19 protein-coding genes are annotated in these 20,196 nt (G+C 68.0%); 9 read left to right on the top strand and 10 right to left on the bottom strand.

Annotated elements, in window-relative coordinates; genetic code table 11:
• Positions 1 to 112 precede the first annotated feature (112 nt).
• On the top strand, positions 113 to 997 hold the full coding sequence (locus OKJ99_RS21005) for a GNAT family N-acetyltransferase (protein ID WP_326018540.1): 885 nt from the start codon (positions 113 to 115) through the stop codon (positions 995 to 997).
• Positions 998 to 1,065: 68 nt separating this feature from the next.
• Here OKJ99_RS21005 and OKJ99_RS21000 read toward each other — a convergent pair whose 3' ends face one another.
• On the bottom strand, positions 1,066 to 1,485 hold the full coding sequence (locus OKJ99_RS21000; RefSeq protein WP_326018539.1) for a GlcG/HbpS family heme-binding protein: 420 nt from the start codon (positions 1,483 to 1,485) through the stop codon (positions 1,066 to 1,068).
• Between the two features lie 80 nt (positions 1,486 to 1,565).
• On the bottom strand, positions 1,566 to 2,771 hold the full coding sequence (locus OKJ99_RS20995) for an MFS transporter (RefSeq protein ID WP_326018537.1): 1,206 nt from the start codon (positions 2,769 to 2,771) through the stop codon (positions 1,566 to 1,568).
• 142 nt (positions 2,772 to 2,913) lie between these two features.
• Here OKJ99_RS20995 and OKJ99_RS20990 point away from each other — a divergent pair, with 142 nt between their 5' ends.
• Both OKJ99_RS20990 and OKJ99_RS20985 read left to right on the top strand, forming a co-directional pair.
• Positions 2,914 to 3,372: a MarR family winged helix-turn-helix transcriptional regulator gene (locus tag OKJ99_RS20990; RefSeq protein ID WP_326018535.1), complete on the top strand. Its 459-nt coding sequence runs from the start codon at positions 2,914 to 2,916 to the stop codon at positions 3,370 to 3,372.
• Between the two features lie 46 nt (positions 3,373 to 3,418).
• Positions 3,419 to 3,871, top strand: coding sequence for a GNAT family N-acetyltransferase (locus OKJ99_RS20985; RefSeq protein ID WP_326018533.1), 453 nt, complete (start codon positions 3,419 to 3,421; stop codon positions 3,869 to 3,871).
• Between the two features lie 58 nt (positions 3,872 to 3,929).
• Here OKJ99_RS20985 and OKJ99_RS20980 read toward each other — a convergent pair whose 3' ends face one another.
• Both OKJ99_RS20980 and dnaB read right to left on the bottom strand, forming a co-directional pair.
• Positions 3,930 to 5,312, bottom strand: coding sequence for a serine hydrolase domain-containing protein (locus tag OKJ99_RS20980; RefSeq protein WP_326018531.1), 1,383 nt, complete (start codon positions 5,310 to 5,312; stop codon positions 3,930 to 3,932).
• A gap of 80 nt (positions 5,313 to 5,392) precedes the next feature.
• Positions 5,393 to 6,871 (bottom strand): replicative DNA helicase, encoded by a 1,479-nt coding sequence (gene dnaB / locus OKJ99_RS20975; RefSeq protein ID WP_326018530.1) that lies wholly within the window; start codon positions 6,869 to 6,871, stop codon positions 5,393 to 5,395.
• A gap of 459 nt (positions 6,872 to 7,330) precedes the next feature.
• Between dnaB and OKJ99_RS20970 the strand changes: the two genes are divergently transcribed.
• Positions 7,331 to 8,668, top strand: coding sequence for an MATE family efflux transporter (locus OKJ99_RS20970; RefSeq protein WP_326018528.1), 1,338 nt, complete (start codon positions 7,331 to 7,333; stop codon positions 8,666 to 8,668).
• Between the two features lie 143 nt (positions 8,669 to 8,811).
• Here OKJ99_RS20970 and rplI read toward each other — a convergent pair whose 3' ends face one another.
• The 4 genes from rplI to rpsF form a co-directional block, all read right to left on the bottom strand.
• Positions 8,812 to 9,258: a 50S ribosomal protein L9 gene (gene rplI, locus OKJ99_RS20965; RefSeq protein WP_326018527.1), complete on the bottom strand. Its 447-nt coding sequence runs from the start codon at positions 9,256 to 9,258 to the stop codon at positions 8,812 to 8,814.
• Positions 9,259 to 9,276: 18 nt separating this feature from the next.
• The gene (rpsR, locus tag OKJ99_RS20960) at positions 9,277 to 9,513 is read right to left on the bottom strand and encodes a 30S ribosomal protein S18 (protein ID WP_003949403.1); all 237 of its coding nucleotides are present in this window, start codon (positions 9,511 to 9,513) and stop codon (positions 9,277 to 9,279) included.
• A 63-nt stretch (positions 9,514 to 9,576) separates the two neighbouring features.
• A complete protein-coding gene (locus OKJ99_RS20955) occupies positions 9,577 to 10,074 on the bottom strand; it encodes a single-stranded DNA-binding protein (protein ID WP_326018525.1) in 498 nt (165 codons plus the stop codon).
• A 75-nt stretch (positions 10,075 to 10,149) separates the two neighbouring features.
• Positions 10,150 to 10,440, bottom strand: a complete 291-nt coding sequence (rpsF, locus tag OKJ99_RS20950; RefSeq protein ID WP_326018524.1) for a 30S ribosomal protein S6 — start codon at positions 10,438 to 10,440, stop codon at positions 10,150 to 10,152.
• Between the two features lie 286 nt (positions 10,441 to 10,726).
• Here rpsF and OKJ99_RS20945 point away from each other — a divergent pair, with 286 nt between their 5' ends.
• The 3 genes from OKJ99_RS20945 (at position 10,727) to OKJ99_RS20935 (ending at position 13,409) form a co-directional block, all read left to right on the top strand.
• The gene (locus OKJ99_RS20945; protein ID WP_326018522.1) at positions 10,727 to 11,047 is read left to right on the top strand and encodes a hypothetical protein; all 321 of its coding nucleotides are present in this window, start codon (positions 10,727 to 10,729) and stop codon (positions 11,045 to 11,047) included.
• A 150-nt stretch (positions 11,048 to 11,197) separates the two neighbouring features.
• The gene (gene femX / locus OKJ99_RS20940; protein WP_326018521.1) at positions 11,198 to 12,319 is read left to right on the top strand and encodes a peptidoglycan bridge formation glycyltransferase FemX; all 1,122 of its coding nucleotides are present in this window, start codon (positions 11,198 to 11,200) and stop codon (positions 12,317 to 12,319) included.
• A 58-nt stretch (positions 12,320 to 12,377) separates the two neighbouring features.
• On the top strand, positions 12,378 to 13,409 hold the full coding sequence (locus tag OKJ99_RS20935; protein ID WP_326018519.1) for an alanine racemase: 1,032 nt from the start codon (positions 12,378 to 12,380) through the stop codon (positions 13,407 to 13,409).
• 113 nt (positions 13,410 to 13,522) lie between these two features.
• Here OKJ99_RS20935 and OKJ99_RS20930 read toward each other — a convergent pair whose 3' ends face one another.
• Together OKJ99_RS20930 and OKJ99_RS20925 are read right to left on the bottom strand one after the other, a co-directional pair.
• Positions 13,523 to 15,052 carry a glycosyltransferase family 87 protein gene (locus OKJ99_RS20930; RefSeq protein WP_326018517.1) on the bottom strand — a complete coding sequence of 510 codons (1,530 nt, stop codon included), beginning with the start codon at positions 15,050 to 15,052 and terminating at the stop codon, positions 13,523 to 13,525.
• 128 nt (positions 15,053 to 15,180) lie between these two features.
• Entirely contained in the window at positions 15,181 to 17,907 is a 2,727-nt protein-coding gene (locus OKJ99_RS20925) for a transglycosylase domain-containing protein (RefSeq protein WP_326018515.1), read from the bottom strand.
• A 374-nt stretch (positions 17,908 to 18,281) separates the two neighbouring features.
• Here OKJ99_RS20925 and OKJ99_RS20920 point away from each other — a divergent pair, with 374 nt between their 5' ends.
• Positions 18,282 to 18,962 (top strand): PadR family transcriptional regulator, encoded by a 681-nt coding sequence (locus OKJ99_RS20920; RefSeq protein WP_326018514.1) that lies wholly within the window; start codon positions 18,282 to 18,284, stop codon positions 18,960 to 18,962.
• 44 nt (positions 18,963 to 19,006) lie between these two features.
• On the top strand, positions 19,007 to 20,089 hold the full coding sequence (locus OKJ99_RS20915; protein WP_326018512.1) for an inositol-3-phosphate synthase: 1,083 nt from the start codon (positions 19,007 to 19,009) through the stop codon (positions 20,087 to 20,089).
• The last annotated feature ends 107 nt before the right edge of the window (positions 20,090 to 20,196 follow it).

Below are 20,196 nucleotides of genomic sequence, written 5' to 3'. Positions count from 1 at the left end.
AGCCGCCCCCGGCGCCATGTTTCACGTGAAACTCCCGGCGAGACCAAAAGCATCGGGGCACTCTCCACAAAGCGGTGGACGCCGCGGGTCGAAGTCCGACAGCCTGACCTGCGTGTCGACACCTTCCCTCTCCGGCCTGCCCATCCGTCGTCTCTCCCCTCGCGATGTCCTCGCGTGCGCCGACCTGTCCGAGAACCGGGGCTGGCCCCGCGAGGAACACAAGTGGCGGCTGCTGCTCTCGGCCGGTAGCGGCTACGGCATCGACGACCCCGACGGCGGCCTCGTCAGCGCCTGCGTAGTGACCGAGTACGGCCCCCAGGAGCGGCCCGAACTCGGCGCGATCGGCATGGTCCTGGTCGCCGAACAGCACGCACGGCAGGGCATCGGCAGGCGCCTGATGCGCCACGTCGTCGAGCGGGCGGGCACGACACCGCTCACCCTCCACGCGACGCCGTACGGGCGGCCGCTCTACGAGGAGTTGGGCTTCAAAGTCACAGGGCGCGCCGAGACGGTGCGCGGCCGCTTCGCCGCGGGCGGGTCCCTGCCAGGCGTCACCACACGTGCGGCCACGGCGGGAGACCTCCCGTCGATCCTCCGTCTGGACGCGGAAGTCTTCGGCCCGGACCGTACGCATGTCATCACGCGACTTCCGGCTTTTGCCGACCAGTTGCGGGTGGCCGTGGAAGGTGAGGCCGACAGGACCGGTGGCGGGCTCATTGGCTTCGCGGCCGCCTGGCCCAACGAGGACACCCACGTCGTCGGCCCTCTCGTCGCCCGCGACACCGCGACGGCGCAGGCCCTCGTGGCCTCGCTGGCGGCAGGCACGGAACGGCCGCTGCGCACCGACATCGACGTGCGTCATGAGGAGCTGCTGGTGTGGCTCAAGGAGCGCGGGCTCGAGGCCGTCGGCCTCAACTCAGTGATGAATTACGGGGCTTCGGATCTGCCCGGCGACTGGACCCGCCGATTCGCGCCGCTAACCGTGGCCGCGGGCTGAATACACGTCCGCCCCAAGTACCGCTGTGCTGCAGCGACTTGGGGCGGATGCGGGGTGCGCGTCTGCTGTTACGCGAGGGCCTCCACGGCCGCGGTGGCGAAGCCGTGGTCCTGCTCGGGGGCACCGCCACCGACACCGATGGCGCCGATGAGCCGGCCGTCGCGGTGGACCGGCAGGCCGCCGGCGATGAACAGCAGCGGGCGGTCCAGCGCGGTGGGCAGCGTGTGGAAGGGGCCCTCGGGCTTGACCAGCTCGACGAGGTCGGCGGTGGGGGCGTTCAGCTGGAGCGCGGTGTACGCCTTGCGCGTGCTGGTCTCGCCGGAGATGAGGACGGCGCGGTCGTCGCGGCGGAAGGCCAGGAGGTGTCCGCCCGCGTCGAGGACGGTGACGCTGACGGTGACTCCGGCCGCTTCCGCGGCGAGGCGAGCGGCGGAGACCAGGGTCTCGGCGTCCTGCGTGCTGAGCGGGGTGACGGCGGTGGTGCTCATGAGGGTGATGCTCCTTGCGGGGTGGTACGGAGAGGTGCTGCGGGGCGGCGGTGTCATCGGCCCGTCGACCGGGGTGCGGGTCAGTGGTGGGCGGGCTCGGTGCGCGGCTGCTCGGCGGCCGCGACGAGCAGGCTCGGAGCGGACGAGCGGCGTTCAAGGGCCGCGGACAGCACGGCCAGGACGAGAGCGGCCGCGGCGAGCACGGCGCCGACCCAGTTCGGGGAGGTGTAGCCGAGGCCCGCGGCGATCACCATGCCGCCGAGCCAGGCGGAGAGGGCGTTGCCGAGGTTGAAGGCGCCGATGTTGACGGCCGAGGCGAGCGTCGGGGCGCCGGAGGCCTGGTCGAGAACCCGCTTCTGCAGCGGCGGCACCGTCGCGAAGCCGAACGCGCCGATCAACATGATGGAGATCGCGGACAGCACCTGGTTGTGCGCGGTGACCGTGAACAGGGCGAGCACGAGGGCGAGCACGCCCAGCGACACGTACAGCATGGGCATCAGGGCGCGGTCGGCGAACTTTCCGCCGATGAGGTTGCCGGCGACCATGCCGAGGCCGAAGAGGACCATGAGCCAGGTGACGGAGCCGTCCGCGAAGCCGGCGACGTGCGTCATCATCGGCGCGATGTAGGTGACGGCCGCGAAGACGCCGCCGAAGCCGAGCACGGTCATCGCCATCGCGAGCACGACCTGCACGTTCTTGAACGCGGCCAGCTCGTGGCGCAGCCGCACGCCTTCCGGCTTGGGCAGGTCGGGCACGAGCTTGGCGATTCCGGCGAGGCCGATGACGCCGAGTGCGGCGACGACCGTGAACGTCACACGCCAGCCGACCGACTGGCCGATGAACGTGCCGAGCGGGACACCGATGACGTTGGCGACGGTCAGGCCCGTGAACATCATGGCGATCGCGCCGGCCTTCTTCTCCGGTGCCACCAGCTCGGCCGCGACAACCGAGCCGATGCCGAAGAACGCGCCGTGGGCGAGCGAGGCGACCACGCGGCCGATCAGCATGACGGCGAAGACGGGCGCAACGGCGGACAACAGGTTGCCGACGATGAAGAAGCCCAGCAGCAGCATCAGCATCCGCTTGCGCGGGATACGCGTGCCCAGGGCGGTCATCAGCGGGGCGCCGAACATCACACCGAGCGCGTAGCCGGTCACCAGATAGCCGGCCGTGGGGATGGAGACGCCGAAGTCACCCGCGACCTCTGGGAGCAATCCCATGATCACGAATTCCGTGGTTCCGATACCGAAGGCACCGATCGCGAGGGCGAGAAGCGCGAGAGGCATGGAGGAATCCCTTCCAGACTGTTGCGGGTGCGCTTTACGAGACCTCACAATAATTGCAGACGCTGGTTAATTGCAAACGCGGGCAACCCCGAACATCGACTACCCTGGGCTGAGTCGCTCCGGGACGGAGGAATCACGAGCCATGACCGCCACAGACCCCGCACTGACCGCCCTCTCACAGGGCTGGTGCGCGCTTTCGCTGCTGCACGGGAAGATCGAGTCCCACATCGAGCGCGCGCTGCAGGCCCGACACGGGCTGAGCGTGCGCGAGTATTCGCTGCTTGACGTCCTCAGCCGTCAGCACGACGGGGAAGGCGGCCACCTCCAGATGAAGCAGGTGGCCGACGCCGTCGTCCTGAGCCAGAGCGCGACCACGCGCCTGGTCACCCGGCTCGAGGAGCGCGGCCTGCTCTCCCGCTACCTGTGCCCGACCGACCGGCGGGGCATCTACACGAATGTCTCCGAAGCCGGGTTCGAGCTCCTCGAAGAGGCCCGCCCCACGAACTCCACGGCGCTGCGGGAAGCTCTCGACAGCGCGGCCGAGAACCCGGACCTCGCCCCTCTGGTCAAGGCGGTCGAAGGACTGCACACCGTCGCCTGACCGGGCCGAGCGCGGTCGACGGGAGGCCGCGCATAGGCTGCGGGCCATGGGAGATCTTGAGATCAGGCCGGCCGCGGCCGAGGACATTCCGGAGATTGTCGCCATGCTGGCGGACGACCCGCTGGGCGCTCAGCGGGAGTCACCGGAGGACCTCACGCCGTATCTCGCCGCGCACACACGCCTGATGGCCGACACGAATCAGCACCTCGTCGTCGCCGCGCGCGAGGGCCGGGTCGTCGGCACGCTGCAACTCAGCATCATCCCCGGGCTCTCCCGGAAGGGCTCCACCCGCTCGATCATCGAGGCCGTCCGGATCCACGCCGACGAGCGTGGCAGCGGCCTCGGCACGCAGCTCATCGAGTGGGCAATCGACGAATCCCGGCGCCAGAGCTGCCAGTTGGTACAGCTGACCTCCGATGCCACGCGTACCGATGCCCACCGCTTCTATGAGCGGCTCGGCTTTGTGGGCTCCCATATGGGCTTCAAGCTGCAACTGTGACCGGGGAGTCGTTCGGTCGGCTGTTTCACGTGAAACAGCCGACCGACAGAACTGCGGATCACCGCGGAATGCCCCGCCACCCCTCCGGATCCACCCCACCAGGAACCGGCCCGTCCACCGGGTACGGCTCCCGCGTGAAGACGAAGGAACCGAGGTCGAGGTGGCTCACCGCCCCATCGCCCCGCCGGACGGCCCTGAGCAGCTCTCCCGCGTAGTAGCCGTCGAGCCCGGTCCAGGTGCCGTCGCCGTTCGTCCGGAACCGGGAGCGTCGTCCGCCCTCGGCCGCCGGCCCCATCTCCACCCCGCCGTCGGCCGCCAGGCGCAGCACCACGACCTGTGTCCCCCAGTACCAGGGCCCCACCAGCTCCAGTTCGGACGCCTTCACTTCGGGGAGCGGCCGCCACGGCTCGGGCAACCTCGGCTCGGCCTCGGCGACGATCGCCAACAGCTCGGCGGCCAGCGTCGCCACGGGCACCCCCGTCGTGCAGTTGGCGAGAGCGACCGCCACGAGCCCCTCCTCCTCGCACAGCCACAACCCCGCCACGAACCCCGGCAACGAGCCGGTGTGTCCGGCCAAGGTGAGGCCGCCGCCCCGCACCACCTGCATGCCGAGCCCGTACGAGGCCTCCCAGTTGCCCGGCAGGGTCGGCGCGGCGGGGGTCCGCAGCTCCCGAACGGAGTCCGCGCTCAGCACCCGGTCATCTCCGACCGCAAGGAAGGACGCGAAGACGGCCAAGTCCCGTGTGGTGGACCACAGTTGACCGGCGGGAGCCATCAGCCCCAGGTCCTCGCTCGGTTCCGGAAGCAGCACATCTGCGTACGGGTGCACGGCCCAACCCCCGGCATGCGGCTGCTGCGGTTGGGCGCTGGTGCGGGTCAGGCCAAGGGGTTCGAGGACCTCATCGCGCAGGGCTTCCTCCCAGGAGACCCCGCGCACTGCCTCGACCAGGGCGCCCAGGAGCGTATAGCCAGGGTTGGAGTAGTGGTGGCGACGGCCGACGGGGTGCCGGAAGGGCTGCTCGCCGAGGACGTCTGCGAGGGTCGGGCGCCGGCTCGCGGGGCTCCGCTCCCACCATTCCCCCGGCGTCTCGGCCGCCAACCCGCCGGTATGGGCGAGCAGTTCGGCGACGGTGACCGTGCCGGCACCGGTGCCGGACAGATGCTTCTCCAGCGGGTCCGCCAGGTCGAGCAGCCCTTCGTCACGCAGCCGTAGCACCAGCACGGCCGTGAACGTCTTGGTGATCGAGCCGATCCGGTACTGCACGTGCTCGTCCGGCCCGTGCCCGTCCACCGAGGTACGCGACCCGGTCCACACCAGCTCACCGTCCCGCGCGACCGCGGCCACGAGTGAGGGCGCCCGCCCTTCGCTCTGGGCTACGGCGATGCGGTGCAAGAGGGCGCGACGCGTGGTGGGCAACAGCTCTTCCGGGGAAGTCGTCATGAGCCCAGTCCATCCCGGCCGACGACCGACGTCGAGCGGATTTCACCGGAAGCTGATCCGCGCCGTCGGCCGCCTCCCGATCAGGTCTGCGCCATGTCCACGAAGCGCGAGTAGTGGCCCTGGAAGGCGACGGTGATCGTGGCCGTCGGACCGTTTCGGTGCTTGCCGACGATGATGTCCGCCTCGCCCGCGCGCGGAGACTCCTTCTCGTACGCGTCCTCGCGGTGCAGAAGGATGACCATGTCGGCGTCCTGCTCGATGGAGCCGGACTCGCGCAGGTCGGAGACCATCGGCTTCTTGTCCGTGCGCTGCTCGGGACCACGGTTCAGCTGGGAGAGCGCGATCACCGGCAGCTCCAGCTCCTTGGCCAGCAGCTTCAGGTTTCGGGACATGTCCGAGACCTCCTGCTGACGGCTCTCGGAGCGCTTCGAGCCACCGGCCTGCATCAGCTGCAGATAGTCGATGATCACGAGCTTGATGTCGTTGCGCTGCTTGAGCCGGCGGCACTTCGCGCGGATCTCCATCATCGACAGGTTCGGGGAGTCGTCGATGTACAGCGGCGCGGCCGAGACCTCGGGCATCCGGCGCGCGAGCCGCGTCCAGTCCTCGTCCGTCATCGTGCCGGAGCGCATGTGGTGCAGGGCCACCCGTGCCTCGGCCGACAGCAGACGCATCGCGATCTCGTTGCGCCCCATTTCGAGGGAGAAGATGACGCTGGGCAGGTTGTTCTTGATCGACGCGGCGCGCGCGAAGTCCAGCGCCAGCGTGGACTTACCCATGGCGGGGCGGGCCGCGATGACGATCATCTGGCCCGGGTGCAGACCGTTGGTGAGCGAGTCGAAGTCGGTGAAGCCAGTCGGCACACCGGTCATCTCGCCGCTGCGCGAACCGATCGCCTCGATCTCGTCGAGCGCGCCCTCCATGATGTCGCCGAGCGGGAGGTAGTCCTCGCTGGTCCGCTGCTCGGTGACTGCGTAGACCTCGGCCTGCGCCCTGTTGACGATCTCGTCGACGTCGTCGTCGCCCGCGTATCCCATCTGCGTGATCCGCGTGCCCGCCTCGACGAGACGGCGCAGTACGGCGCGCTCATGGACGATCTCCGCGTAGTACTCGGCGTTCGCCGCCGTTGGGACCGTCTGCACGAGGGTGTGCAGATACGATGCGCCACCGACCTTGTTGATCTCGCCGCGCTTGGTCAGCTCCGCGGCGATGGTGATCGGGTCGGCGGGCTCGCCCTTGGCGTAGATGTCGAGGATCGCCTGGAAGATCGTTTCGTGGGCCGGCTTGTAGAAGTCGGCCCCCTTGATGACCTCCACGACGTCGGCGATCGCGTCCTTCGACAGGAGCATGCCACCGAGCACGGACTGCTCGGCGTCCAGATCCTGCGGCGGAACGCGCTCGAAGGTGGCGGGACCCTCGTCCCAGCTGCCGCCCTCACTGCCCCGCTCGTGCTGGTCACCCTGGCCTCGACCACTGCCCCGGAACGGCCGGGAAGCGGGGAGGCGATCACTGGGACCGTCGTCGGCCCAGGGGTCGTCCAATGGCTCGGAGATACTCACCGGGCCGCCTCCTCCCGTCCGCCGAGCGGACCTCGCCGTACCCCTCATTCCTACGGCACGACACTGACAAATAAGAGACCCAACTCCGCTTCTGACGCGTCGGATTTGTGAGGTTTCCGAGGTCGCGGGACACGGTGGGCGCCGCACCACGGTAGGCCTGTGGGCACCGTCAGCCAATCTGGTTATCCACAGGTGGTGTGGATGACGGGCCCCTCGCTGTGGAGAACCAGGGAAAACCTGTGCACGACACGGTGGACAGGCCTGTGAACAAGCCCTCAAGAGATTCCATACACAGGGTCTGACCTGCCGTTTTCCCATCCACCGGCTGTGCAGAAGAAAAACTTTCCCAGTCGGCCCAAGATCTCCGTCGGCCCCGCCGCGCGACACGCGGAAGACCTCCACACGTAAGGGTCACTATCGCATTGCATCTCTTACCTGTGGAAGATTAGATTGGTGCCCATGACACAGGCTCCCGCGACACCCAAAGCCGCCCGACGCCGGCACGACCGAGAGATCGTCGCCCTCGCCGTTCCCGCCTTTGGCGCACTCGTCGCTGAGCCCCTTTTCCTCATGGCCGACAGCGCCATCGTCGGCCATCTCGGCACCTCTCAACTCGCGGGACTTGCCGTCGCCTCGGCCCTGCTGCAGACCGCGGTCAGCATCTTCGTCTTCCTCGCCTACGCGACCACCGCGGCGGTTGCCCGCCGCGTCGGCTCCGGCGATCTGAAGTCCGCCATCCAGCAGGGCATGGACGGCATCTGGCTCGCCTTGCTCCTCGGGGCCGTGGTCGTCGCGGTCGCCCTGCCCACAGCCCCGGCGCTGGTCGGACTCTTCGGCGCTTCCGACACCGCGACGCCCTACGCGATCACCTACCTGCGCATCTCCTCGCTCGGCATTCCCCCGATGCTCATCGTCCTCGCCGCCACCGGCGTACTGCGAGGGCTGCAGAACACCAAGACCCCCCTCTATGTGGCAGTCGCCGGTTTCATCGCCAACGCCGGGCTGAACGTCGGGCTCGTCTACGGCGCAGGCCTGGGCATCGCGGGTTCGGCCTGGGGCACCGTCATCGCCCAGGTCGGCATGGCCGCCGTCTACCTCGTCGTCGTGATCCGCGGCGCCCGCCGCCACGGAGCTTCGCTCCGTCCGGACGCGGCCGGCATCAGGGCCTGTGCCCAGGCAGGCGCGCCGCTTCTTGTCCGTACGATCTCGCTCCGGGCGATCCTGATGATCGCGACAGCCGTCGCGGCCCGGCTCGGTGATGCCGATGTGGCCGCGCACCAGATCATCCTGTCCCTGTGGAGCCTGACGGCCTTCGCCCTCGACGCGATCGCCATTGCCGGTCAGGCGATCATCGGCCGCTACCTCGGAGCGGACGACGCTCCGGGCGCACGGGCCGTCTGCCGCCGGATGGTGGAGTGGGGGATCGCCGCAGGAATCGTCCTTGGCGTACTGATCGTCGTCGCCAGGCCACTGTTCGTCCCGCTGTTCACGAGCGATCAGCTCGTACAGGACGCCGCCCTGCCCGCCCTCATCGTCGTGGCCCTGTCCCAGCCCGTTTGCGGGATCGTCTACGTCCTGGACGGTGTCCTCATGGGAGCGGGCGACGGGCCCTATCTGGCCTGGGCCATGCTGGTCACGTTCGCCGTCTTCACGCCTGTGGCCCTGCTCGTCCCCGTCCTCGGCGGCGGTCTCACCGCGGTATGGGGCGCGATGGCGCTGATGATGACGGTGCGCATGATCACGCTCTGGATCCGCTACCGCTCAGGACGCTGGGCCGTGACGGGCGCGACGCGCTGACTCGAAGCGGGGCCTGTTTCACGTGAAACCACCGCGAAGCAGGCCGTGGCGCCGTTTCACGTGAAACGCAGAGAGCAAGCATGTGGGGCCGCACCCCGAAGGGTGCGGCCCCACATGTGCTTCAGCTCTGCTCAGGGCAGTGCTCAGGCAGAGACGACCTCGATGTTGACCTTGGCGGCAACCTCGGGGTGCAGACGCACGGAGGCCTCGTGGCCACCGAGCGACTTGATCGGCGAGCCCAGCTCGACGCGGCGCTTGTCGACCTTCGGGCCACCGGCAGCCTCGATCGCCGAAGCGACGTCGGCCGGGGTGACGGAACCGAAGAGACGACCGGCGTCGCCGGAGCGGACGGCCAGACGGACCGCGATGCCCTCGAGCTTGGCCTTGATCTCGTTGGCCTGCTCGATGGTGGCGATCTCGTGGATCTTGCGGGCGCGGCGAATCTGCGCCACGTCCTGCTCGCCACCCTTGGTCCAGCGGATAGCGAACTTCCGCGGGATCAGGTAGTTACGGGCGTACCCGTCCTTGACGTCGACGACCTCGCCGGCGGTGCCGAGGCCAGAGACCTCGTGGGTCAGGATGATCTTCATGTTTCGGTCACCCTTTCCTTATCGCGCGGTGGACGTGTAGGGCAGCAGCGCCATCTCACGGCTGTTCTTCACGGCCGTGGCGACGTCACGCTGGTGCTGCGTGCAGTTGCCGGTCACGCGGCGGGCACGGATCTTGCCGCGGTCGGAAATGAACTTCCGCAGCATGTTCGTGTCCTTGTAGTCCACGTACGTGACCTTGTCCTTGCAGAAAGCGCAGACCTTCTTCTTAGGCTTGCGCACAGGCGGCTTCGCCATGGTGTTTCTCCTGTGTGATCAAGAAGTGTGGGATGCGAGCCCCACCCTGAAAGGGAGTGATCCCTAGAAGGGGGGCTCGTCCGAGTAGCCGCCGCCAGAGCCGCCGGAGCCGCCGGAGCTTCCGCCCCAACCGCCACCGCCGCCGCCCTGCTGGCCGCCGCCGAAGCCGCCGCCACCCTGGCCGCCACGACCGCCACCGGGGGTCTTGGTGACCTTGGCGGTGGCGTAGCGCAGCGAGGGGCCGATCTCGTCGACCTCGAGCTCCACGACCGTCCGCTTCTCGCCCTGCTGGGTCTCGTACGAACGCTGCCGCAGACGTCCCTGAGCGACGACGCGCATACCGCGCGTCAGCGACTCGGCGACGTTCTCCGCGGCCTGACGCCAGATCGACGCGCGGAGGAACAGCGCATCGCCGTCCTTCCACTCGTTGGTCTGACGGTCGAACGTCCGGGGCGTCGACGCGATCGTGAAGTTCGCGACGGCCGCGCCGGACGGGGTGAAGCGCAGCTCGGGGTCGTCGGTCAGGTTTCCGACGACGGTGATAACGGTCTCGCCTGCCATGGGGGAACCTCTCGGCGGGTTTGCTGCTGGCTGCTTGCTGCTACTCGAATCCCGAGTACCGCTGAACTAGGAAGTTCAGTGGGTCTCGGGACGGAGGACCTTGGTCCGGAGGACCGACTCGTTCAGGTTCATCTGGCGGTCGAGCTCCTTGACGACCGCAGGCTCGGCCTGCAGGTCGATGACCGAGTAGATGCCCTCGGGCTTCTTCTTGATCTCGTACGAGAGACGACGACGGCCCCAGGTGTCGACCTTCTCCACCTTGCCGTCGCCCTCACGGACGACAGACATGAAGTTCTCGATCAGGGGGGCGACAGCGCGCTCCTCCAGATCGGGGTCGAGGATGACCATCACTTCGTAGTGACGCATGTGGAACCCACCTCCTTTGGACTCAGCGGCCACGGTCGTTCCGTGGCAGGAGGGTTGTTATGCGTAAGCAACGGTATCGGCCACCACTGACAATCGGGCCCCGCCGAGCGGATCCACGCTGATCAGCGGCTCAGCCCCTGGTCGGGGGCGCTAACAGACACCGGTGCAGACCGTACAGACTACCCGCACCTCTGCTTCCGGTTGAAATCCGGCAGCCGAAGACCGCAATCTGTACACATCGGGTGTGTACGGCGCTACCGTGCGCCGCTTCCGCAGGAGGTGCCCCATGGCACAAGTATTGCGTCCGAACAGCACCGCTTCCTCTTCCCTTTTCGCCACGGACGGCAAGCCCCACCCGCTGCCGGAAACCCTGCTCGGGGTGACCGTGGTGCTCGGAGCGATCGCGATCATCTCCTCGCTCTGGACCGATCTCCATCTCCTCAGCTCCTGGGCCGGGCTCGTCGGCATCCTGGCCGGGGCCTACGGCCAGTTCGTCTCCGAGACGACCCGTGAACGGTTCGGCCTGATCCTGGGCCTGGGAGCGTCGGCCATCGGCTTCTTCATCGGTATGGCCCATGGAGGTCTCTTCGGCGGGGTCATCGGCTGAGGCGGTCCGCCTCGGAGGCCGCCACAAGGCCGCCTTCACCACCGACCTCCCATACGGCCGGTCGGGGCGCTCACAGGGCGCAGTAGGCTTCGGCGCGAGAGCCGGAGCCCCTGTACCCATGGGGACACACCAGCCCGAGGAGCGCCCCGAATGAGCCTGACCCTGAGGACCATCAGCCGAGAGCAGCATCTGGCGTACATCCAGAGCCTGCCGTCGGCCAGCCACATGCAGGTCCCCGCATGGGCAGACGTAAAGGCGGAGTGGCGCTCCGAGCACCTGGGCTGGTTCGACGAGCGCACCAGCGAGATGGTCGGTGCGGGCCTGGTGCTGTACCGCCAGCTCCCCAAGATCAAGCGCTACCTCGCGTACCTGCCCGAGGGCCCGGTCATCAACTGGTACGCCCCGAACCTCGAAGAGTGGCTGCGCCCGATGCTCGCGCATCTGAAGCAGCAGGGCGCCTTCTCCGTGAAGATGGGCCCGCCGGTCATCATTCGCCGCTGGGACGCGCCCTCCATCAAGAAGGGCATCCAGGACGCGGATGTGAAGCGCCTGCGCGACATCGAGGCGGACCACATCGAGCCGCGCGCCTTCGAGGTCGCCGACAAGCTCCGCCGCATGGGCTGGCAGCAGGGCGAGGACGGCGGCGCCGGCTTCGGTGACGTACAGCCGCGCTACGTCTTCCAGGTGCCGCTCGCCAACCGCTCCCTGGAAGAAGTGCACAAGCAGTTCAACCAGCTGTGGCGGCGCAACATCAAGAAGGCCGAGAAGGCCGGCGTCGAGGTCGTCCAGGGCGGCTACCAGGACCTCGCCGAGTGGCAGCGCCTGTACGAGATCACGGCCACGCGCGACCACTTCCGGCCGCGCCCGCTGTCGTACTTCCAGCGCATGTGGACGGCCCTCAACACCGAGGACCCCAACCGGATGCGGCTCTACTTCGCGCGGCACAACGGCGTGAACCTCGCGGCGGCGACGATGCTCGTCGTCGGCGGGCACGTCTGGTACTCCTACGGCGCCTCCGACAACATCGGCCGCGAGGTGCGCCCGTCCAATGCCATGCAGTGGCGGATGCTGCGGGACTCCTACGCGCTCGGCGCCACCGTCTACGACCTGCGCGGCATCTCCGACTCGCTGGACGAGACCGATCACCTCTTCGGCCTGATCCAGTTCAAGGTCGGTACGGGCGGCCAGGCAGCCGAATACCTGGGCGAGTGGGACTTCCCGCTCAACAAGCTGCTGCACAAGGCGCTCGACATCTACATGTCGCGGCGCTGAGCGCCCGGCACAATCTGACCTAGCTCCGTACTCTCCACGAAAGGTTCCGGGACCGGCCATGGCGCTCACGCTCTACGTCGACACCGCGCGCTGGCGGGCACACCACAAGCAGGTGCTCGAGCAGTTTCCGGGGCTCGTCCCCGTCTGCAAGGGCAACGGCTACGGCTTCGGCCACGAACGACTGGCCGAGGAGGCGACCCGTTTCGGTACCGACGTCCTTGCCGTCGGGACCACGTACGAGGCCGCCCGGATCAAGGACTGGTTCAGCGGTGACCTGCTGGTCCTGACTCCGTTCCGGCGCGGCGAGGAACCGGTTCCGCTGCCCGACCGCGTCATCCGCTCCGTCTCCTCCGTCGACGGCGTGCACGGCCTCGTCGGCGCTCGCGTCGTCATCGAGGTCATGTCCTCGATGAAGCGGCACGGCGTCACCGAGCAGGACCTGCCGCAGCTCGCGCACGCCATACAGGACGTACGTCTCGAGGGCTTCGCGATCCACCTGCCGCTCGACCGCACCGACGGCACGGACGCCGTCGAGGAGGTCATCGGCTGGATGGACCGGCTGCGCGCGGCCCGCCTGCCGCTGCACACCATGTTCGTCAGCCACCTGAAGGCCGACGAACTGGCCCGCCTGCAGCAGCAGTTCCCGCAGACGCACTTCCGTGCGCGTATCGGTACGCGGCTGTGGCTGGGCGACCACGAGGCGACCGAGTACCGCGGCGCCGTCCTGGACGTCACGCGCGTGGCGAAGGGCGACCGGTTCGGCTACCGCCAGCAGAAGGCCCCCTCGGACGGCTGGTTGGTGGTCGTGGCCGGCGGTACGTCGCACGGTGTGGGCCTGGAGGCCCCGAAGGCCGTGCACGGCGTGATGCCGCGCGCCAAGGGCGTCGCACGGGCCGGCCTGGCGACGGTGAACCGGAACCTGGCGCCGTTCGTCTGGGCGGGCAAGCAGCGCTGGTTCGCCGAGCCGCCGCACATGCAGGTGTCGATCCTGTTCGTGCCGTCCGACGCCGCCGAGCCGCAGGTCGGCGAGGAACTGGTGGCCCATCTTCGGCACACCACCACGCAGTTCGACCGGATCGTGGATCGCTGACCACTGAGCACGCCTCTACGGAGGGTGTGCCGGGTCTACGGACTACGAAAAGCGGGTCGGGCACCCATGAGGTGCCCGACCCGCTTTTCGTTGCCTTCAACGAGCGCGTTCGCTCAGAGTGAGCTCCCCGGCGAACGACCCCAATCGACCGCGGCCGACCCTTCCGCGGAACGGGCGGCGTGCCGATGCCGCCTCGGACGGGCCGCCTGCCCCAGTACGAAGACGTCCTTGGCGCCGTCCAGAACACCACCCGTGGGGTCGTCCTCGCCGGAGCGGCGCACCACATCCCGCTCCGGCAGCCAGATGTCCCGCACGATGACCGCGCAGATGTAGAGCGTGCCCAACAGGTGTGCCGCGACGACCAGTTGGTATCCGTCCTCGGGCAGCCCTTGATGCTTGTCCCCGCTCGTCGTGTACGCGAGGTACAGCCAGATCCCCAGGAAGTACGCGACCTCGCATGCCTGCCAGATCAGGAAGTCCCGCCACTTGGGGCGTGCGAGCGCGGCGAGCGGGATCAGCCACAGGACGTACTGCGGCGAGTAGACCTTGTTGGTGAGGATGAAGGCCGCGACCACCAGGAACGCGAGCTGTGAGAAGCGTGGCCGGCGGGGTGCGGTGAGCGTCAGCGCCGCGACGCCCAGGCAGGCGAGCACCATCAGCGTCGTGGCGAGGGTGTTGACGACGTTGGTGTCGAGGGGCGTGTCCCGGTGCTGGGAGATGATCAGCCAGAAGGACCCGAAGTCGACTCCGCGCTCCTGGCTGAACGTGTAGAACTTCGACCAGCCCTCGGGCGCCAGCATCATCACCGGCAGGTTCACGGCCAGCCACGAGACGGCGGCGCCAAGGGCCGCCCTGCCGAACTCCCGCCACCTGCCCGCCCGCCAGCACAGCACGAAGAGCGGTCCGAGCAGCAGCACCGGATACAGCTTGGCCGCCGTCGCGAGCCCCAGCAGGATGCCGAAGGCGAAAGCCCTGCCCCGCGCCCACATCAGCATCGCGGCCGCCGTGAGCGCCACCGCGAAGAGGTCCCAGTTGATGGTGGCGGTCAGCGCGAAGGCGGGCGCCAGGGCGACCAGCAGCGCGTCCCAGGGACGCCTGCGGTGCGTGCGGGTGACACACACGGCGATCACCGCCGCGCAGATCATCAGTATCCCGGCGTTGACCATCCAGTACACCTGTTCCTGGTGCTGGATGGAGCCGCTGCCCGGCGTCAGCCACGCGGCGACCTCCATGAACACACCGGTGAGCACCGGGTATTCGAGATAGTCCATGTCGCCGGAGAGCTTGTCGAAGTACGGCACGAGGCCATCGGCGAAGCCGCGTCCCTGGTAGAGGTGCGGGATGTCCGAGTAACAGGCGTGTGTGTACTGGGAGCTGGTGCCGTAGAACCAGGCACCGTCGTAGCAGGGGAACTTCTGGATCATGCCGAGCGCGAACATGCCGAGCATGACGAGTGCGATCACCCGGGCAGGCGTCCACCACGAGGCCCCGAGCAGGGCCCGTCGCCCGATGGGCCCGCCGAGGAACTCGGCTCCGACGGCCGCGACCTCGTCCTCTCTGGTCGGCCGTACCTGCTCCTGCTCGGGCTCCGGATCCCGTTCCGGTTGCTGCGGATTCGCGCTCGTCGTCTCTGCACTGGGCATGCGGCACATCCTGCCGTACGAGGCTGAGAACGGGGCGAGGGCCGCCACACCCGATGGGTGTGACGGCCCTCGTCGCCGTGGAACACACAGCGTTTCACGTGAAACACGCTGCGTTGAGACCGGCTCGGCTACTTGTCGGGGCCTCCGAAAAGGCCGCCGCCATTTCCATTGCCCGGGCCTCCGGTGTCGTCGGTACTCCCGTCGCTCGGCGTCGACGACGCACCGCCATCGGTCGTGCCTCCGGTGTCCGCACCCCCGGTGGCCCCGCCGTCTTCGTTCTTGCAGGCCCAGTCCCAGTCGCTGCACGTCTCCGTGGGCGACGGGGACGGCGACGAGGTCTCGCTGGTCGACGGGGACGGCGAGGCGGTCTCCGACGGAGTCGCCGTGGCCGACGGGGTCGGCGTGGGACTCGGAGTCGCGCCCACGAGCGTCCCGATGGGCTCCGGCGTCGGGAACGGCTCGTTCGGCTGGCCCCTCAGAGCCTGCGCCATGTAGTCGTGCCAGATCTCGGACGGGAACGACGCACCGTGGATCTTCTCCTGACCACCGGTTCCGTACATCTCCAGGAACTTGCGGTTCTGGGACTTCTCGTTGTCGTCCATCCGGTACATCGTGATCGCGGTGGACAGCTGCTTGGTGTAGCCCACGAACCAGGCCGACTTGTTGCCGTCGGTGGTACCGGTCTTGCCGGCCACGTCGCGGCCCGGCAGCCGTGCCGCCGTACCCGTGCCCTTGTCGACGACGGTCTTGAGGACGTCGGTCACGTTGTCGGCGACCTTCGTGTCGAAGGCGCGCTTCGGCTTGGTCTCGTGCCGGAAGACGTTCTCACCCTCACGGTCGACGGATGTCACCGAGTACGGGTCGTTCTGCTGGCCACTGGTCGCGAACGTGCCATAGGCGCCCGCCATGCGGATCGCGCTCGGGTCGGAGGTACCGAGGGAGAACGAGGGGTAGTTGGAGTCGGCGAAGCTGTCGTCCAGGATGCCCGCGCTCTTGGCGGACGCACGCACCTTGTCCAGACCCACATCCATGCCCAGCTGCACATAGGCCGAGTTCACGGACTCGCGCATGGCCTCGCGCAGATCGATCTGGTAGCTGGGCTTGTTGTACGACTGCTTACCGTCGTTGGTCTGGTTCCACTGCTTGCCCTTCTCGTTCGTCCAGATGTCCCCCTTCCAGTCCTTGATCTTGAGCCCGTTCTTGCCGCTGTACAGGCTCTTGGGGGAGGCGATCTTGCGCTGGGTCTCGTCCTGGACCTCGGGCCCTTCCGGGTTCCTGACGCCGTACTTGAAGGCGGCCGCGAGGACGAAGGGCTTGAAGGTCGAGCCGACCTGGGCGCCGGTGACATCGGCGTTGTTGGTGAAGTGCTTGGTGGCGTCCTCACCGCCGTAGATGGCCTCGATCGCACCGGTCTTGGGGCTGACGGAGGCACCACCGAACTGGACGTGCCGGTCCACGTACTTCCCGTTGACCTTGCGGTTCTTCTCGAGGTTCTCCTTGCGGACCTTCTTCACGGCGTTCTCGAGCTTCTTCACCTTGTTCTTGTTGAACGTGGTGTGGATCTCGAAGCCGCCCTTCTGCAGGTCGTCCTCGGTGATCTCGCCGCTGCTGACCTTGACGGCGTTCGACTTGGCGAGGTCGACGAGATAGCCGGTCTGGCCGCCGAGCTGCGCGTTGGCGCGCGGGCTCTCCAGCTTGGGGAAGTTCGTGAACTGGGCTCGCCTGCTCTGGCTCAGGTGCCCGTCCTTGACCTCTTCGCCGAGGATCCACGACCAACGCTTCGTGGCACGCTCACGGTTCTTCTCCGGCGTCGCGTTGACCGGGTCGATGCCGGGCGAGCCCGCCGGGTCGTAGTACGTCGAGCCCTTCAGCACCGATGCGAGGAAGGCGGTCTGGCTCGCATCGAGCTTCGTGGCGTCCTCGTCGAAGTAGGCGCGGGCCGCGGCCTGGATGCCGTAGGCACCGCGTCCGTAGTACGCCGAGTTCAGATAGCCGGCCATGACGTCGTCCTTGTCGACCGTCCGACCGACCTTTATGGAGACGAACAGCTCCTTGAACTTTCGGGCCACCGTCTGCGACTGGTCGTCCAGCATCGCGTTCTTCACGTACTGCTGGGTGATGGTCGAGCCGCCCTGCGTCTCGCCGCCCTTGGCCATGTTGAACACGGCACGGGCGATACCCATGGGGTCAACGCCCTTGTCCGTCTCGAACGTCTTGTTCTCCGCCGACATGACGGCGTAGCGCATGGACTTCGGGATGTCCTCGTACTTGATGATCTGCCGGTTGGTCTCGCCACCGGTGGCGACCATCTGCGTTCCGTCGGACCAGTAGTAGACGTTGTTCTGCGCCGTCGCCGTCTTGGCCGGGTCGGGCACACCCACCAGCGCGTACGCGACACCGGCAACGACCATCATGCTGCCGAACAGTCCGACGCACATGCCGGTCACCAGGCGCCAGGACGGCACCCAGCGGCGCCAGCCGTGCTTGTACGCACGCGGGTAGTCGACGAACCTCTTCTTCTCCGGGCCGCCGTGCCCCGCACCGTACGGGCCGCCACCACCGGGGCCGCCGCCACCGCGGCGACCACCGCCACCGCCTGCGGCGCCATCGGACGACTTGCGTCGGCCGCCGCGCTGGGCGGCCTTACGGGCTTCGGCTCGGCCTCCCCACGGGCGGTCCTCCTCCGGACTCCCGTACGGGCCCGTTGAACTCGGGGGGTCATAGGAAGCGGCGGGCGAGGCGGAGCCCCCACGCGGTGCCGCGCGGCGGCCCGATGGTGCTCCGGATGCTCCGCGACGGGCCGCGGCGCGCCCACCGCCCTGCGGCTGCGGCGGTTTGCGACGGTGCTCGCTCATCGAACGACTACTCCTCGGGCAGGCGCGAGGTCGCGCGCCTGGAAACGGCGTCGGGTTTCCGGTCCCCCCGGAGTACGGATGCGCCTCTCTCGGCACTCACCCGCACTACACCAGGGACGACGACGCTCACAGGCGTCACTCGGTTCCCGGTGGTCTGCATGGCGGACAGACTACGCACCGTCAAAACCCTCCTAGGGCCGAACTTCACCCCAAATCAGGCAACTCGATTCCTACGAATCGGTGATGTGACGCCGTTCACCGTGATCGCACTTGCCGCAGCCGAGGAGCAGTTCTATCGTCTAGATGTATCGAGTCGATACATCAGCTCGACATAAAGAGTCGATACAAGGGACCGCGGCAGAGAGGAGGCGACGATGAGCCGACGCTCCGGCATCCTCGAGTTCGCCGTACTCGGACTGCTCCGCGAGTCCCCGATGCACGGCTACGAGCTGCGCAAGCGACTCAACACTTCACTCGGAATCTTCCGCGCCTTCAGTTACGGAACGCTGTACCCCTGCCTCAAGACGCTGGTCGCCAACGGCTGGTTGATCGAGGAACCGGGCTCAGGACCCGACGACACCCCCGCGGCACCACTCGCAGGGCGTCGCGCCAAGATCGTCTATCGGTTGACGGCGGAAGGTAAGGAGCACTTCGAGGACCTGCTCTCGCAGACCGGCCCCGATGCATATGAGGACGAGCACTTCGCCGCGCGCTTCGCCTTCTTCGGGCAGACGTCGCGGGACGTGCGTATGCGCGTCCTCGAGGGCCGTCGCAGCCGTCTGGAGGAGCGCCTCGAGAAGATGCGCATCTCCTTCGCCCGCACCCGCGAGCGCTTGGACGACTACACGCTCGAGCTGCAGCGGCACGGCATGGAGTCCGTGGAGCGCGAAGTGCGCTGGCTGAACGAGCTCATCGAGAGCGAGCGCGCGGGCCGTGACCAACGAGGCTCCGGCCCGGGGGACGCGGCTCAGCAGGACACATCTGGAGAGACGGGCGGCCTGCCCCGGCACCGGGACAGCACCCGGCCGGATCCGTCCGACGACACCGCCACGTGAAGCCCGGTCAGGGCTTCACCGAGTACACACAGGGAGCAACCGGAATGGGTTCGGTTCGCGTAGCCATCGTCGGCGTGGGCAACTGCGCCGCCTCGCTGGTGCAGGGCGTCGAGTTCTACAGGGACGCCGACCCGGAGACCAAGGTCCCGGGCCTGATGCACGTCCAGTTCGGCGACTACCACGTCGGTGACGTCGAGTTCGTCGCCGCGTTCGACGTCGACGCGAAGAAGGTCGGCCTGGACCTCTCGGACGCCATCGGCGCCTCCGAGAACAACACCATCAAGATCGCCGACGTTCCGAACAAGGGCGTCGAGGTCCAGCGTGGCCACACGCTCGACGGCCTGGGCCGCTACTACCGCGAGACGATCGAGGAGTCCCCCGAGGCCCCGGTCGACATCGTCCAGATCCTCAAGGACAAGCAGGTCGACGTTCTCGTCTGCTACCTGCCCGTCGGCTCCGACGACGCGGCGAAGTTCTACGCCCAGTGCGCCATCGACGCCAAGGTCGCGTTCGTCAACGCCCTCCCGGTCTTCATCGCCGGCACCAAGGAGTGGGCGGACAAGTTCACCGAGGCCGGCGTCCCGATCGTCGGTGACGACATCAAGTCGCAGGTCGGCGCGACCATCACGCACCGCGTGATGGCGAAGCTCTTCGAAGACCGCGGTGTCCGCCTCGAGCGCACGATGCAGCTCAACGTCGGCGGCAACATGGACTTCAAGAACATGTTGGAGCGCGACCGCCTCGAGTCGAAGAAGATCTCGAAGACGCAGGCCGTCACCTCGCAGATCCGCGACCGCGAGCTGGGCGAGAGCAACGTCCACATCGGCCCGTCCGACTACGTCGCATGGCTCGACGACCGCAAGTGGGCGTACGTCCGCCTTGAGGGCCGTGCCTTCGGCGAGGTCCCGCTGAACCTGGAGTACAAGCTCGAGGTCTGGGACTCCCCGAACTCCGCGGGCGTCATCATCGACGCCGTGCGCGCCGCGAAGATCGCCAAGGACCGCGGCATCGGTGGCCCGATCCTCTCCGCGTCCTCGTACTTCATGAAGTCCCCGCCGGTGCAGTACTTCGACGACGAGGCCTACGACAACGTCGAGAAGTTCATCAAGGGCGAGGTCGAGCGCTGACCTCGCTCTGAAGGACGGTCCGGGTGTTCCACGTGAAACACCCACCTCCTGAAGGCTGTTGAGGCCCCCGGCTCGCACATATGGTGCGCGCCGGGGGCCCGCCTCAT

The organism is Streptomyces endophyticus, assembly GCF_035798155.1.
Lineage (GTDB): Bacteria > Actinomycetota > Actinomycetes > Streptomycetales > Streptomycetaceae > Streptomyces > Streptomyces endophyticus.
This window is presented reverse-complemented; position numbering and strand designations above follow the sequence as displayed.

Excerpts from the sequence above, each read along its gene's own strand:
- OKJ99_RS21000 (WP_326018539.1), bottom strand. The coding sequence starts at position 1,485 with ATGAGCACCACCGCCGTCACCCCGCTCAGCACGCAGGACGCCGAGACC.
- OKJ99_RS20995 (WP_326018537.1), bottom strand. The coding sequence starts at position 2,771 with ATGCCTCTCGCGCTTCTCGCCCTCGCGATCGGTGCCTTCGGTATCGGA.
- OKJ99_RS20990 (WP_326018535.1), top strand. The coding sequence starts at position 2,914 with ATGACCGCCACAGACCCCGCACTGACCGCCCTCTCACAGGGCTGGTGC.
- OKJ99_RS20985 (WP_326018533.1), top strand. The coding sequence starts at position 3,419 with ATGGGAGATCTTGAGATCAGGCCGGCCGCGGCCGAGGACATTCCGGAG.
- OKJ99_RS20980 (WP_326018531.1), bottom strand. The coding sequence starts at position 5,312 with ATGACGACTTCCCCGGAAGAGCTGTTGCCCACCACGCGTCGCGCCCTC.
- OKJ99_RS20970 (WP_326018528.1), top strand. The coding sequence starts at position 7,331 with ATGACACAGGCTCCCGCGACACCCAAAGCCGCCCGACGCCGGCACGAC.
- rplI (WP_326018527.1), bottom strand. The coding sequence starts at position 9,258 with ATGAAGATCATCCTGACCCACGAGGTCTCTGGCCTCGGCACCGCCGGC.
- rpsR (WP_003949403.1), bottom strand. The coding sequence starts at position 9,513 with ATGGCGAAGCCGCCTGTGCGCAAGCCTAAGAAGAAGGTCTGCGCTTTC.
- OKJ99_RS20955 (WP_326018525.1), bottom strand. The coding sequence starts at position 10,074 with ATGGCAGGCGAGACCGTTATCACCGTCGTCGGAAACCTGACCGACGAC.
- rpsF (WP_326018524.1), bottom strand. The coding sequence starts at position 10,440 with ATGCGTCACTACGAAGTGATGGTCATCCTCGACCCCGATCTGGAGGAG.
- OKJ99_RS20945 (WP_326018522.1), top strand. The coding sequence starts at position 10,727 with ATGGCACAAGTATTGCGTCCGAACAGCACCGCTTCCTCTTCCCTTTTC.
- femX (WP_326018521.1), top strand. The coding sequence starts at position 11,198 with ATGAGCCTGACCCTGAGGACCATCAGCCGAGAGCAGCATCTGGCGTAC.
- OKJ99_RS20935 (WP_326018519.1), top strand. The coding sequence starts at position 12,378 with ATGGCGCTCACGCTCTACGTCGACACCGCGCGCTGGCGGGCACACCAC.
- OKJ99_RS20930 (WP_326018517.1), bottom strand. The coding sequence starts at position 15,052 with ATGCCCAGTGCAGAGACGACGAGCGCGAATCCGCAGCAACCGGAACGG.
- OKJ99_RS20925 (WP_326018515.1), bottom strand. The coding sequence starts at position 17,907 with ATGAGCGAGCACCGTCGCAAACCGCCGCAGCCGCAGGGCGGTGGGCGC.
- OKJ99_RS20920 (WP_326018514.1), top strand. The coding sequence starts at position 18,282 with ATGAGCCGACGCTCCGGCATCCTCGAGTTCGCCGTACTCGGACTGCTC.
- OKJ99_RS20915 (WP_326018512.1), top strand. The coding sequence starts at position 19,007 with ATGGGTTCGGTTCGCGTAGCCATCGTCGGCGTGGGCAACTGCGCCGCC.